The organism is Desulforegulaceae bacterium (genome assembly GCA_034006035.1).
Classification (GTDB): Bacteria; Desulfobacterota; Desulfobacteria; order Desulfobacterales; family JACKCP01; genus JACKCP01.
Window position 1 is genome coordinate 29436 of sequence record JAVETN010000012.1, and the last position, 13945, is coordinate 43380.

The following is a 13945-nucleotide window of genomic DNA, read 5'->3' on the forward strand; positions in this document are numbered from 1 at the left end:
TGTTGAAAAAAGATTTATTTTGTTTTAACTGTTTTAGAATACATTTATGGAAATAAAATAATTAATCAGGAAATTTAAATGGTTATTTCATTTGAAGAACCCAAAGGGTTCTCTTTGATTGAACTTGTTGTTTCTTTGTTAATAATCACCATACTTCTTGGAATTGCAGTGCCAGGGTTTAGTTATCTTGTGTCTTGGTACAGGGCAGAATCTGCTGTGGTTGAGTTTTCTTCAGGAATTGAAAAAGCTAAATATCTGGCAGTGAGCAAGGGTTGCACAGTCAAAATTTCTCTTTATATGGATGATGATATTCAAGCTCCTGGTTTTTGTATCTATATTGATAATGATGGGAACAACCTTGTTTCAGAAGCAGATGAAGTTATTTACAGGCACTTTTTTAAGGGTGTGAAAATAAATAAACTTGAAACCACAATAGACGGCAATTCAAAACCCCTTTATTTACATAAATCAGGGTTTGTAAAAGGGGGAACTCTTTGTATTGAAATGCCTTCTGGAAAGACTAGAAAAGTTGTATTGCAAACCCCTTCAGGAAAAATTCGGATAACAACTGAAGGATGATTGGAGTTATAATGAAAAACAAAGGATTTACTCTCATAGAACTTCTCATGGCAATCCTTGTCTTTTCAATAGTATCTGCAGTTATCTCCTCAACTTTTAAAAATGAATTAACTGCATATGTGAATCAAAAAAAATTCTCTGAAATGATGAGTCAATTAAGAATTTTATCCCATTTTATTTCCAATGATTTAAAAACATCAGGTTTTAATCCCATAGATGCTTCTGGTGTTGAAATAGAAGTAGCAGAAAAAGATTATTTTTCTTTTGTAAGGGTAAATGATGAATTTAAAACCTCAGGAGACCTTAAAAGAATTGCCCTTTATAAGTGCGGTGATAAAATTTTGAGGTATGTTGCCAATACAGAAACCGGGTTTGACTGGGAAATGCCAAGTCTTTCCAGCCTATGTTCCTCAGCATCTTACAAATATAGAACTCCGGATGAACTTGCCTTTGGAATCTCTGAACTGGAATTTTTGTATTATAACCGGGATGGGAATTTAATTTCACAGCAAGGGCTTGATAATCAAGATAAAAATTTGTTTTCAAAAATATCTTCAATTGAAGTTTCAATTAAATCAGAAATAAATTATTGGGGTAAAAAACAAAAAACTGAATCATTTCGGTTTTTTGTTCAATGCAGAAACCTGGGGATTTAGGATGAAGGAAATTGTAAAAGAAAAAGGATTTACCCTTATTGAAGTAATGGTGGCCTTAATTATTTTTTCAATAGGGATTATTGCTGTTATCACTCTTCAAATCAGTGCTGTTAAAGCAAATTCCAATTCCTATTATTATGATTTGGCAATCAACTCAATGAATAACAGAATAGAAAAAATTATTGCTCAAAATTATGAAAATCTTGTTTCTCAGCCAAAAGAAATTCCTGATTTTTCAAATCCCCAATTTATGGCATCCTGGAAAGTAACCGGGGATAGTCCTGAGCCGGGAATAAAACAAATAGATATTGTTGTGAAGTGGACAAAGGACTCTAAAAAGCATGAATTAGTTCATAGGTTTTATAAAAAGGAATATTAAATTTAACAGGTAAAGAGATGAGCTGTTTAAAAAATCAAAAGGGTTCAGCAATGCTTATTGTTCTTATGATGCTTGTTCTCATTACTATCATAGGTTTTGCTGCAATAAGCGACTCGTTTTTTAATCTCAAAATTTCTTCTTTTAGGAAAAAGCACTCGTCTGAGATTTATTTGTGTGAAAGTCTTGCCATCCAGGGTGTCTCCTTAATTGAGTCAGAAGAAAAAGACAGACTTAGGGATTGCGTTGTTGACTGGGTTTATCAAAATGATTCTAAAGTCGTTGGAAAGCTTGGACTTAAAGATAAAAAGCCCAAGTATTTCATGGACTCATATCTAAAAAAGTTTTTCTCGCCTTCTTCAAATATTTCCATTGATTATAAAAATACAGATTTTTCTCCTAAAATAAACGGAAAGATAATTGCCTTTTATAATGGACTTTCAGAATCAGGTTCCCAGGATATTGGCTCTAAAGACTGTGTGCATGATTATACGATTGTAGGAAGATACGAAGTTTTTAAGGATAAAAAACAATTGAGTATTGATTCGGTTAAAATGATGGAGATTGGTGTGAGAAGAAAATTTTAAAAGGAGATTTGTTGTGAAAAATAAAATTTTTTTAATTGGAATTTTTTTTCTTGTTTTTTATTCGCAAAACTCAATCTCTGTAGAAATCTCAGATTTCCCCATGATTTCGTCAATAAAAAAACCTCCGGCCCATCTTATGTTTATAATTGATAATTCTGGAAGTATGAATTGGGAAACAATGATGAAAGGAGAAGCTGAAGGAATTTTTAAACCTGAATCAGGTTTTCAGGAATATTATTATATTTTTGAAAAGGGTAATTCTAAATTAAAAGGACTTTCAAAAAGATATATAAAACCAAGGTTTTTTGCTTTTAATAAAATTTATTATAATCCAAAATCTGACTATATTCCCTGGCCTGGAACCAAGAACTATTCTTCCCACTCTGCTGATCTAAGATACCCAAAAATTATCAGGTTTAATGATGATTCTGAAAGTTTTTCAGATATTTTCAATCACTCAAGCTCCATTGATCTTTTCGGAAGTTATTTTGACCTTACAAATGGAAAGTTCAATATAGTTGGAGATGATGGGGATGATGGGGTGGTTAAAAAAGGCAGCTGGAGTGAAAAAGAATATTTTTCGGCCTATAAGTCAAAGTTCAGCATAACTTCAGATCCAGGTGCTTATATGGAAATTTATTTGGAGTTGCCTTCAGATGGGACATATTCTTTTACTGGATACTGGCCTTTTTTAGCTGGGGATTCATCAGGTGAAGTTGAATTTGAGATTTTGGTATACAAAACCGGTGACAATATAAGCAATGGGGTAATACTTAAAAATCAAAATGGAAATGCCGGAGGAAGATTGGGTATAGACGGCGGGCTTGGAAATAAAAACGGCAACCTGGGTGATTTTGCAATTACAAAAGACCAAATAAACAGCAACGGACCTGATATAAAAGTAATTCTAAGAAAACCAAAAAATTCAGATCCAGATTCTTTTGTCAAGGCTGATAGAATTGACGCAGTTTATCAATATGGGGGAACAACCGGATTTACAGGAACAAATGATTTTGTAGCTAAAATAAATAATGCAAATTATTTTACCTGGGACGATATAAATGAAAATAATATTTATGATCAGGGAGAATCTTTGTACCTGGTGAACTTTGTTCTTGATGAATCTGGAGAAGATATTGAGTGGATAGATCCAGGAGGTAAAAAAGGGCAGGGTAAGGTAAGAAGAGAGTATTTTCAGGTTATTGAGAGTAAAGGAAAATTTACAAAAGATTTTTATCTTGATGATGGAATGGGTTTGGGAAGTGGAGAACTTGTTCCTGTACCGGATTTACCTCATCATGCAAAAAGATTTAAGTATTCCAAGGAAAATGGAAGCCTTGTTTATTTGACTGCTAAAGAAGATTTGCAAAATTTTGCAAATTGGTTTGAGTTTTATAGAACCAGACTTTTAGCGGCAAAGTCTGCCATGGCAAGATCTGTTTATGATTTATCAGATGCTGTTGTTGGTCTTTATACAATCAACAAATCTCTTAGCCAGCCAGGTCTTGGAGTAAAAACTTATCTGCCTTCAACCTATATTGCTGATAATGGTGATATTGACCAAGGGAAATATTATGAAGAAAGAGGCGGCTTAAGTTCATGGAAGGATTCTTTTTCATCAATCAGTTATAATGGAAGCTCAAGACAAACCAACGCAGTTGATAAACATTCAGACTATAAAGCTTTTTGGAAGATAAATGATCTTGAAGAATCCGGGGAATTTAAGGTTTATATAAGGTGGTCAAAACATAAAGGGTTTTTTGGAGGATTTTTTGGAGGAATATATTCCTCAGAAATGGATCCCAAAACAAAATATCGTGTTTATAAATACAAGAATGGCAATATTGATAATAAAATTTTGGTAAAAGAGATGACTATTAACCAGAACGGAGGAACAAAAAATCAATTTAAAGATGAAATGCTTCCTGATATCTGGAATTATTTTTGTGATATTGAGCTTTCTGAAGGTGAAAAAGTTTTAGTTGAACTTCAAAGGGGAACTGGAAATAAATATCAGTATACGAGTGCCGATGCAGTCAAAGCTGTTTCAAAAAACAGTTCTTCCAATATAGATAATACCAATGAACTTTTAGATATGATTTATAAGTTTGAAGCAGTTGGAGGTACTCCTCTAAGAAGGGCTTTAAAGGATGTTGGCCAATATTTTAGCACTGAAGAATCACCTCCAGCAAAATCAGGACTTGGCAATAAATCACCTTTTTCAAGTGAAGGTGGTGAATGTCTCCAGGCCTTTGCTGTTTTAATGACAGATGGATACTGGAATGGAAAGAATTTTTCCATTGGAGATTATGATAATGACGGAGTTTCAGATACCCTTGCAGATGTTGCAGCCAAATATTATGGGGATCTTGATCCAGATAAAGAAGGAAAGGTTCCTACAAATAATTGCGATTCAAATAGAGAACAGCATCTTGTTACCTATTCTGTTGCATTCGGAGCCTCAGGAAATATAAATCCCTTAGATTATGATCAATGCAATCTTGCTGATAAAATAACAGGAGCACCGGTCTGGCCTGGTGGTGATAAAAATTTATGGACAAATGAAAAAATAGATGATCTTTTTCATGCTTCAATAAACAGCCGGGGAGCTTTTTATAATGCTTCTGACCCCCAAAAACTATTTGAGGCTCTGACTTCAATAATAAAAGATGTGGAAATAAGATATAACACAGGTTCTGCAGTGTCTTTAAGTTCCCATAAACTCAAGTCAGGAACAAAAGTTTACCAGTCTTTTTATAACACAGGCAATTGGTCCGGCTGGATTGAGGCAAAGGAGATTGAAAAAAATCAGGAAGGAATCTGGGAAGTTTCAGATAAAAGTTTATGGAATACTAATGATTATTTTACCAAGGGCAGGTTTGTTCCCATAGCAAGAAAGATTTTTATTAAAGATCCTTTGGGTGAACCTGTTGAATTTAAATATTCCGAATTTTCAGATTCAATCAAATCAAAAATCAATCCCCTTATTTCAAGCACTGTGGCTGAAATAAGGCAAAAAGCTGAAGAAGATATTAAAAAAACAGTTAATTACATTAGAGGAGAAGATCTGCCCGGTTTCAGGGAAAGAAATATTGTTTTGGGAGATGTTATTAATTCATCACCAATTAAATGGGGAAACACTATTTATTTTGGAGCAAATGATGGAATGCTCCACGCTCTGGATGAAAAAACAGGAAAAGAAAGATTTGCTTTTATTCCTTCTTTTGTGATTGAAAACCTTCCCTTGCTTACTGAGACTAATTACAATCATAAGTATTTTGTTGATCACACTCCTGTTATTGAAAGAATTTCAAAATTCAATGGGGATATTTGTAAAACAGAAGATATTTTGGTAAGCGGGCTTAGAAAAGGAGGAAAGGGTTATTTTGCCTTATCTCTTAAAAATGATAAAATAGATGTAGATAAGATAACCATGTCAACCACTGAAAATCTTTTAGATATTTTTAAATGGGAGTTTCCTTCAATTTCAGATCCTGGCGAGGAAGATTTAAAAGATATGGGATTTAGCTATAGCAACCCTGTAATAGTAAAAAGTAATTTAAAAGAACATCCTTTTATTGTTGTTTTCGGGAATGGCTATAATAGTGAAAATGGTAAATCTGTCTTATTTATTCTTGATGCTTTTACAGGGGAATGTATTAAAAAAATATCTGTGGGAAATCAATTAGAAAATGGAATGAGTACTCCGGCTGTGGTTGATAAAGATAACAATTTTACTGCTGATTATGTGTACGCTGGAGATCTTCAGGGTAATTTATGGAAATTTGATATCACCAGTAAAAATCTTGATGACTGGGGCTGTTTTTATTCTGATGGGAGCGGTAATGGAGTTCCATTGTTTACAGCAGGATATGGTCAAATCAACCAGCCTATAACAACTAAGCCGGATATAGCAAAACATCCGTTATATCAAGGATATATAGTTCTTTTTGGAACAGGCAAGTTTTTGTGCAAAGATGATATGGATGATAAATCAACTCAGTCTGTTTACGGTATCTGGGATTATGGAAATAAAAAGAATCAGTATTTAGGCCAAATTAAAAGGGCTGATTATTTAACAGGTAAAACAGGGACTTCAAATATTTCTGATGTCTATCTTCTTAATCAGTCTGTTGCCCATAGTGATAAAGATTCAGACGTTCAAAGCGAAAGTCAATATGAAAAAGTCGAAACTCTTAGCGATAAAAAAATTTTATGGGAAATTAAAAAATCTGATTCTTCAAAGGATGGATATCAGGAGCTTGCTCCGGGTTCCCATTTTGGGTGGTATTTTGATTTGCCTGATTTGGGTGAAAGAATTGTGGAAGATCCAAAAGTTGTTTCAAATAAATCTGTTTTTATTTCCTATGTACCTGAAGCAGCAGAAAAGATGTGCACTTCAGGAGGATATTCCTGGTTTCATGAACTTGATATATCCAGCGGGTCAAGGCTTTCCTCTCCTGCTTTTGATATAAATCGTGACAATAAAATTAAATCCAATGAAATAAATGAAGATAATGAAGAAAAGCTCAATGATGTTTTAAAAGTTGAAATAGACGGTGAATATAAATATCTTTCTCCTTCAAGACTTAAACTCTCCGGGATGGTATTTGCCCCTGCCATTGTGACCTCAGAAGATAAAGAAGCCAAGATCCTTGGAACAAGTGAAGGTAAAATCAATATTATAAGTGAAAAAAGGCAAAGACTGGGAATGTATTATTGGAGGATTAGATAAAAAATGGAAAGAAGAAGTAAGCTTGTATTTGTTTTGTTTTTTATAGTAACCTGTTTTAGCCCATTGTTTTTATATTCAAACGAAATTGTTTCTCCTGAATATGAGAAGGGTAATTTCTTTTATTATACATCAACAGGAATTATTAACAGCCATACATATAATTATTTTGTTATTTCAGACCAGAATTTCAAAAAAAGCAGGGCTGTTTCCTTTCATGGAATGAAATTCAGGCATATTTCTCCTTCAGAGTTTACAAAAGGGTCTTTTGTTGGCTACAAACTTAACAAAAACATGGAGTTGACAGATATTTATCTGATTAAAAAAAATTAAAGCTCAAATTAAATTAAGCATTATTTGATTTTACATTTTTAAAGCTGCTTTAAAGTAGCTTTTTTCTTTATAAAATCTTGGTTGTATTCAGGATAAAAATTTTAATTCTTTAAATTTCCCCGGAGATTAAATGGAAATCAGCTCAAATTTTTTCAGTCCGAAAAAAATAGCGGAAATTATGGTTAAAAGAAAATTACTTTCAGAAAAGTCTGCAAAATTTTATCTTGAGAACTTTGATTTGGAGTTTAAAAAAATAAGGAAGCAAACCAACTCTTTTTCTTCTGCATTTGAAAAAACCATTGCAGTTGATATCCTTGTTTCTTTTGGTTTTTTTACCCATGATAAATCCGGGAAAAAAATTAATGAAGACATGGTTTATGAAAGTCTTGCCGATTTCTGGGGATATAAGTATTTAAAAGTTGACCCTCTTAAACTTGATATTGGAAAAGTAACATCTTCCATTCCTAAAAATATGGCAATTAGACATCTTATGCTTCCAGTTGAAAAGACAGGGGGGCAATTGATAGTGGCAACTCCCTATCCTTTTAATATGGAGGCTTTTGATGATATCAGCAGAATAAATACTGGTAAAGTCAAGGCGGTTGTAAGCTCAAAATCTGATATTATAAGACTTATTAACGAGTTTTATGGGTTTCAGAAATACATTGATGCTGCTGAAAACCAGTTTGTGGAAGCCCGGGTTGACCTTGGTAATCTTGAACACTATGTAAAACTCAAATCAATGGATGAACTGCCTGCCAATGATCAGCATATAGTAAATGCAGTTAATCATATGATAAGCTATGCTTTTGATCAAAGGGCAAGTGATATTCATATTGAGCCTAAAAGAGAAAAAACAATAATAAGACTTCGTATTGACGGAGTTTTGCACCCTGTATACAAACTTCCTAAAAAAGTACACAATGCAATTATAAGCAGGATTAAGGCGATGTCTGGTCTTGATATGGCAGAAAAAAGAAGGCCCCAGGACGGAAGAATAAAAACTTCAAAAAATAATGTTGAAGTTGAAATGAGAATTTCAACTCTTCCGGTTGCTTTTGGAGAAAAAGTTGTTTTAAGACTCATGGATCCCGATATTCTTTTTCAGGATCTTCCTTCCCTTGGTTTTGATGGCAGAGAGCTTGAGCAGATTGAAAAATTTATTTCAAGTCCACATGGTATAATCCTTGTCTGCGGTCCAACAGGAAGCGGTAAATCAACAACCTTGTATTCTGCCTTAAAAAAAATCTCAAAACCGGAAATAAATATTACAACCATAGAAGATCCAATTGAAATGATTCATGAAGACTTTAATCAGATAGCAGTAAAACCTTCTATTGATATGACATTTGCCAGGGCCTTAAGGCATATTTTAAGGCAGGATCCAGATGTTATAATGATTGGTGAAATGAGGGATCTTGAAACTGCAAAAAATGCTGTTCAGGCTTCACTTACAGGACACTTAGTGCTTTCAACTCTTCATACAAATGATTCCCCATCAACTATTGTAAGACTTCTTGATCTTGGTCTTGAACCGTTTTTGGTTAGATCAACTCTTATAGGCATAGTGTCCCAAAGACTTGTAAGAAAAATATGTGATGAGTGCAAATATTCCTATGAAGAAGATGTAGCAAATCTTGAGTCCGAAGGAATTTTTACAGGGCATAAAATAAAAGCAGTTCTTTATAAGGGAAAAGGATGCTCTAAGTGTAGAGGTACAGGTTATTATGGAAGAACAGGTGTTTATGAAATCATGAAATATTCTAAATCTTTAATGAATCTAACAAGATCAGATGTTTCTCCTTCAGAAATTAAAAAGGCGGCAATTTCAGAAGGGATGACTGAGTTATATAAAAATGCTGTTAAAAAAATGCTTGATGGAAAAACTACAAAAGAAGAGGTTTTAAGGGTTGTAAAGATTTCTTCTGATGAATAATAATTTTAGTTGACTCAAGAATTAAGTTTAGGAGCAGATGAATAATTTATATTAAGTTTTAAAGTTTGTTGTATTTTCAATTTAGTACTTTTATTTTTGCAGTTACAGGGTAGTGATCTCCAGGAGTTTCCTTTATAATTTTAAAAGCTTCAATCTTTATGTCTGGAGAATGAAAAATATAGTCAATTCTTGGTTTAATTGGAAAGCTTATTTTTTTATATGTTCCCGAGGACAGTCTTTTGAAAATAGGGGCGGCATCTGAATAAAATTTTTTTATTGTTCTTACTGAAGAAGAAAAAGAAACAGTGTTAAAATCCCCTGCAATTATAGTTCTTTGTCCAGGTTTTCCTGCTTTTTCAATAAGCTTTTCAGCTTCATGTTTTCTGGGATTTTCACAAGAGACTTCTTTAGCTAAAATTTCTATTATATCTTTAAAACTCAAGCTTACATATCCATTATTATCCCTTGACTTGTTTTTTATGTATTCAAAATGAACGCAGTAAACTTTAAGTTTTTTTTTATCAGGCATTTCAACTTCGGTTTTGAGAGCTCCTGATATATTCTTTGAAAAAACAATCAGTTCATGGCCTGAGAGTTCAAAAGAACTTAAGATTGCAAGGTTTTTAAGGTTTTGGGAGATTTGGGCTGAATGGATTCCGTGTTTATAATCCAGCCTTTTTTTAAGGCTGGAATAATTATTGTAAAAAATTTCCTGGATAATTAAAATATCAGGGTTTTGTCCGTTTTTATTTATGAGAGCCTGGATCTCTGATGCTTTTGGTAGGGAGCGGTCGCTGTCTCCTGTGTTCCAGGTCATTATGGAAAGGGACTGGGCATTGCAAAAGGATGATAGGCTTAAAAAAATAAAAAAGTAAAAAATTTTGAAGTTGTTGATTTTTTGATTTTTAGCCATTTAAAAACTTTATGTTTAATGGTTTTAAAGGTTTAAATACAGGAACTAAAAGAATTAAGCTACTAAGGTAGCAATCTTTACAATACCCAATTAATTAAGTCAGAGTTGCTAAAATATACTTGGTTTTATCTGTTAATTCAGGAGTTTTTATCTTTCAACCAGAATCTCCTATTTAATGCCTTTGTCATCAATTTACCTGTAAATTATTAGATCTTTACTGTTGTTTATATATTTAATTTTAAGAAGTTCAATCTTTTTATCTGTTTTTAAGGGCTAAATAAAAGCTCCTATCCGCCCAGTTTTGCCATGCATTTTACACATAGTCTTGTTTCTGGCATGATTTTAAGCCTTTTTATATTGATTTCTTCTCCGCATTTATCGCAATATCCAAAGTCAGGATCTGAGTCAATTCGTCTTAAGGCAGCCTGGATGTTTTTAATTTTAATTTCTGTTTTTAAAAGGGCTGAGTCATTAATGCTTTTACTTTGAATTGCTTCCATTCTTGTAAGCCTTCCAATTGAGACATCAGGTTCAACTGGCTTTGTAATTGATTTAAGAGCCTTTTTTACTTTCAGATTTTCTTCAAGCTGAGTTTTAAGAATTTTTTTAAGTATAATTATTTTATTTTCAGGCATAAATACTTTTTATTTAAGTGTTAAATAAGTGAAAAGATAAAATTTTTATTTGGTTCAATTGTTAGGTTTGGGCTATTTTAACCCCTTTTAAAAAAGCTTCAATGTTTTTATCCAGAGTTTTTTCTGAGTAATACTTTTTGATTGTATTAGTAAAACTTTGCTGGTTAAATCCCCTGATGATTTTAAATCCCGAAAGAACCCCGGAAATTATGGAGTTTGATAAAAGATGATGACCTTCTTTTATCCCCATTTCTGTAAAATTATCAAAGATAGTTTTTTTTGATAAAAGATTGATTTTTTCTTTAAGAACAGACGTTTCAGGATAATTGATTTCTCCTGAAAGTGCATTTGCAAAAACTAAGGGTTTTGAGTTTGATATTGTTGTTATATTTTTATTTCCATAGATTAAAAGCACTCTTAATGTTTCAACAGGCTCAAGTCCTATTATGATATCAGCTTTTTTTAAAGGAATTACTGGAGAATATATTTTCGAGCTGCCTATTCTCAAATGGCTCATAACAGAACCTCCCCTTTGGGAAGCTCCAAAGGTTTCACCAATGGTTATATATTTATTTTCTTTGATAACAGATTCCCCTATAAGTCTTGAAAGGGTAACATTGCCCTGACCTCCAACTCCAGTAATTACAATATTTAAACTTTTTTCGGGTTTAGAGCTCATTTCCTGCCTCCGTTTTTATTATTGAATTGTGAAAACAGATATCTGCACAAAACCCGCATCCAACACAAAGAGTTGGATCTATTTCAGGTTTTTTTGATTCCATATTTAAAAAAAGAGCAGGGCACTTAAATACTTTTGTGCAAAAATTAAAGCATCCGCAATTGTCACCCACGCATTTTTCATAGTCTATTTTAATTTTAAATTTTTTTTTGTTTTTTCTTTGGGGGCTTAAAGCACAGGGATGTCTTAGGATTATCAGTTTTACACCTTGTTTTGAAATTATTTCAGGTATTTTTTCCTGACATTGTATAAAATCAAAGGGGTCAAGAAGATAAGTGTCTGCACCGCAGGCTTTGGAAATTTCTTCAATTTTCAAAGGGATTCCACTAAAATCAATTGCTGTGCCTTTTTCTCCTGGGTGGGGTTGAAACCCTGTCATTGCAGTACCTGAATTATCTAAAACTACCATTGTCATTTCACTATTATTGTGAACTGCATTTATCAGAGGAGGGATTCCTGAATGGAAAAAAGTTGAATCTCCGCAAACACTTAAAACAGTTTGGGCAAATCCCTGTTTTTTCAATACTCCAAATCCTGAGGCAATTCCTGTTCCTGAGCCCATACTGTGGATTGTTTTTAAAGTTGAATAGCCAGAAGGAAGCATTCCAAGAGTATAGCACCCAATATCACCACAGATAAAACCATCTTTGTCATCAAGTTTTAAGGCATTATTCAAATGAAAAAAAGAGGCTCTGTGGGGACATCCTGGGCAAAATGTCATTTCTCTACCCGGGGTTAAATTTAAAAAAGCTGTTTCAATTACTTTTTTATCATATTCTTCATCTGAGTTTGAATAATTTATATCAAAAATTTTTGTTAAAGCTTCAATAATTATATTAGTATCAGTTTCACCGACACTGGGTATATGTCCTGATTTTTTACCGTAAAACTTAATTTTTTTATCAAGTGATAAATTGTCTGCATAAATAGTTTTTACTCCTTCTTCGATAAAGGGAAGTACTTGTTCAGCAAACATTATACTTTTGGTTTTTAAAAAGATTTCATTTAAAAGATTTTCCGGTAAAGGGTTGGTTGAAACAAGTTTTAAAACTCCGACTTTTTGATGAAGATTCAGTTCTTCAAGAGCTTCCATTGAATATAAAAAATCAACAGAACTTGTGATAATTATAAGTTCTGGATTTTTAGGACCAATATATGTGTTTAAATTTTTTTCTTTGAAAAAAGCCTCACAATTTTCAAGTCGATTTTGCATGAGTTCATGCCTGTAGGTTACAGGGGTACTCATTATGGGTCCTTTTTCCGGATCCAGAATAAATCCGCTATGATGAAAATATGGTGAGATGTTTTTTTTGGAAATAGTTCCGGCTTCTACAATTCCACTGGCATGGGAAAGTCTTGTAAGGCTTCTTATAATTACAATGGTTTTTAGTTTTTCAGACAATTCAAAAGCTGTTTTTACAATATCTTTTGCTTCCTGAAAATCGCCTGGTTCAAGAAGGGGAAGTTCAAGCATTTTTGCAAAATGCCTGGATTCTCCTTCATTAACACTTGAAAGAGCTCCTGGATCATCGCAGACAATAAGTACAAGCCCTCCTCTTGTTCCTGAATAAGAAAGGTGAAGAAGAAAATCAGAGGCAACATTAACCCCATTTTGTTTCATAACACAAACTGCCCTTTGATTTGCAAAGGAAGCGGCTGCAGCTGCTTCTAGAGCTGTTTTTTCATTTACCGACCATTCAACATAAATTCCTGTGGTTGATGAATTTAAGGCAAGAGTTTCAATTATTTCACTTGAAGGAGTGCCAGGATAACCAGAGGCAAAACTTGCTCCTGATTCAATTATTCCCCTTGCAAAAGCCTGGTTTCCCATCATCAGTCTTTTTTCAAAAGGTTTTATTTCAGCTATGGATTCCATTGTTTTATCCTTAAGGCAAGAAATTTATGAAAAGTACAATTTGAGGGCTATTTGTTTTTGATTGATGGTTTTCTTTTTACTTGCTCCCAAAAGATTTAATTTTAAGGTTTGGCTCTGGATAAGTTTTTTAAACCAACTGGCTTACCCTAAAGAAAGCAAACCTTAAAATTATTTAATCAATTGTTTTTATAATGGGTTAATTGGTAAAGCATTTACAATAAGATTTAGATTACCGTTTTCTTCTTTAAGATTAAATGAGGTTATTCCTTTTAAGTAACCAGGATAAGTTTCCTGTTTTTGTTTTATTAGATTTAAAAGAAAGTTTTGAAATATCAGTTTTTTTTCTTTACTCAGCCCTTTAGGTAGTTTTTCTTCAATTTTTCTTTTATAATTTTCATTACTGTCTTCATAAAGAGAAAGATTCCACCCTTCAACAGCAAGAGATATAACAAGATTAAGAAGTCTTTTGTCGTTTTTGGATAATTCAATAAGCCCAGCAGCTAGATCTGATAATGCTTTGGCTACCTGAATATTTGAACATCCCTTGAATCTTACTATTTTTGCTTTGCTCATTTTTAAACCT

12 protein-coding genes are annotated in these 13945 nt (G+C 33.0%); 7 read left to right on the forward strand and 5 right to left on the reverse strand.

Going from position 1 to position 13945, the window contains the following annotated elements:
- Positions 1-78: 78 nt before the first annotated feature.
- The 7 genes from RBR53_09510 to RBR53_09540 all read left to right on the forward strand — a co-directional run bounded on the left by RBR53_09510 (position 79) and on the right by RBR53_09540 (position 9199).
- On the forward strand, positions 79-579 hold the full coding sequence (locus RBR53_09510; protein ID MDY0132895.1) for a prepilin-type N-terminal cleavage/methylation domain-containing protein: 501 nt from the start codon (positions 79-81) through the stop codon (positions 577-579).
- Between the two features lie 11 nt (positions 580-590).
- Positions 591-1235, forward strand: a complete 645-nt coding sequence (locus RBR53_09515; protein MDY0132896.1) for a type II secretion system protein — start codon at positions 591-593, stop codon at positions 1233-1235.
- A 1-nt stretch (position 1236) separates the two neighbouring features.
- The gene (locus tag RBR53_09520) at positions 1237-1614 is read left to right on the forward strand and encodes a prepilin-type N-terminal cleavage/methylation domain-containing protein (protein ID MDY0132897.1); all 378 of its coding nucleotides are present in this window, start codon (positions 1237-1239) and stop codon (positions 1612-1614) included.
- Between the two features lie 17 nt (positions 1615-1631).
- Positions 1632-2198 carry a hypothetical protein gene (locus RBR53_09525; GenBank protein MDY0132898.1) on the forward strand — a complete coding sequence of 189 codons (567 nt, stop codon included), beginning with the start codon at positions 1632-1634 and terminating at the stop codon, positions 2196-2198.
- Positions 2199-2211: 13 nt separating this feature from the next.
- A complete protein-coding gene (locus RBR53_09530; protein ID MDY0132899.1) occupies positions 2212-6933 on the forward strand; it encodes a PilC/PilY family type IV pilus protein in 4722 nt (1573 codons plus the stop codon).
- 3 nt (positions 6934-6936) lie between these two features.
- Complete coding sequence (locus RBR53_09535) at positions 6937-7263, forward strand: hypothetical protein (GenBank protein MDY0132900.1); 327 nt, start codon at positions 6937-6939, stop codon at positions 7261-7263.
- A 130-nt stretch (positions 7264-7393) separates the two neighbouring features.
- Entirely contained in the window at positions 7394-9199 is a 1806-nt protein-coding gene (locus RBR53_09540; protein ID MDY0132901.1) for a GspE/PulE family protein, read from the forward strand.
- A gap of 76 nt (positions 9200-9275) precedes the next feature.
- Here the strand turns inward: RBR53_09540 and RBR53_09545 are convergent, their stop codons facing one another.
- The 5 genes from RBR53_09545 to RBR53_09565 form a co-directional block, all read right to left on the reverse strand.
- Positions 9276-10112: an endonuclease/exonuclease/phosphatase family protein gene (locus RBR53_09545; GenBank protein ID MDY0132902.1), complete on the reverse strand. Its 837-nt coding sequence runs from the start codon at positions 10110-10112 to the stop codon at positions 9276-9278.
- 287 nt (positions 10113-10399) lie between these two features.
- The gene (locus tag RBR53_09550) at positions 10400-10747 is read right to left on the reverse strand and encodes a TraR/DksA C4-type zinc finger protein (protein MDY0132903.1); all 348 of its coding nucleotides are present in this window, start codon (positions 10745-10747) and stop codon (positions 10400-10402) included.
- Positions 10748-10808: 61 nt separating this feature from the next.
- A complete protein-coding gene (locus RBR53_09555) occupies positions 10809-11426 on the reverse strand; it encodes a 2-oxoacid:acceptor oxidoreductase family protein (protein ID MDY0132904.1) in 618 nt (205 codons plus the stop codon).
- Positions 11416-13362: an indolepyruvate ferredoxin oxidoreductase subunit alpha gene (locus tag RBR53_09560; GenBank protein ID MDY0132905.1), complete on the reverse strand. Its 1947-nt coding sequence runs from the start codon at positions 13360-13362 to the stop codon at positions 11416-11418. Before RBR53_09560 ends, RBR53_09555 begins: the two co-directional genes overlap by 11 nt.
- Before the next feature lie 186 nt (positions 13363-13548).
- Positions 13549-13935, reverse strand: a complete 387-nt coding sequence (locus RBR53_09565) for a hypothetical protein (GenBank protein MDY0132906.1) — start codon at positions 13933-13935, stop codon at positions 13549-13551.
- Between the last annotated feature and the right edge of the window lie 10 nt (positions 13936-13945).

Excerpts from the sequence above, each read along its gene's own strand:
- RBR53_09540 (MDY0132901.1), top strand. The coding sequence starts at position 7,394 with ATGGAAATCAGCTCAAATTTTTTCAGTCCGAAAAAAATAGCGGAAATT.
- RBR53_09520 (MDY0132897.1), top strand. The coding sequence starts at position 1,237 with ATGAAGGAAATTGTAAAAGAAAAAGGATTTACCCTTATTGAAGTAATG.
- RBR53_09515 (MDY0132896.1), top strand. The coding sequence starts at position 591 with ATGAAAAACAAAGGATTTACTCTCATAGAACTTCTCATGGCAATCCTT.
- RBR53_09510 (MDY0132895.1), top strand. The coding sequence starts at position 79 with ATGGTTATTTCATTTGAAGAACCCAAAGGGTTCTCTTTGATTGAACTT.
- RBR53_09545 (MDY0132902.1), bottom strand. The coding sequence starts at position 10,112 with ATGGCTAAAAATCAAAAAATCAACAACTTCAAAATTTTTTACTTTTTT.
- RBR53_09565 (MDY0132906.1), bottom strand. The coding sequence starts at position 13,935 with ATGAGCAAAGCAAAAATAGTAAGATTCAAGGGATGTTCAAATATTCAG.
- RBR53_09550 (MDY0132903.1), bottom strand. The coding sequence starts at position 10,747 with ATGCCTGAAAATAAAATAATTATACTTAAAAAAATTCTTAAAACTCAG.
- RBR53_09555 (MDY0132904.1), bottom strand. The coding sequence starts at position 11,426 with ATGAGCTCTAAACCCGAAAAAAGTTTAAATATTGTAATTACTGGAGTT.
- RBR53_09560 (MDY0132905.1), bottom strand. The coding sequence starts at position 13,362 with ATGGAATCCATAGCTGAAATAAAACCTTTTGAAAAAAGACTGATGATG.
- RBR53_09525 (MDY0132898.1), top strand. The coding sequence starts at position 1,632 with ATGAGCTGTTTAAAAAATCAAAAGGGTTCAGCAATGCTTATTGTTCTT.
- RBR53_09535 (MDY0132900.1), top strand. The coding sequence starts at position 6,937 with ATGGAAAGAAGAAGTAAGCTTGTATTTGTTTTGTTTTTTATAGTAACC.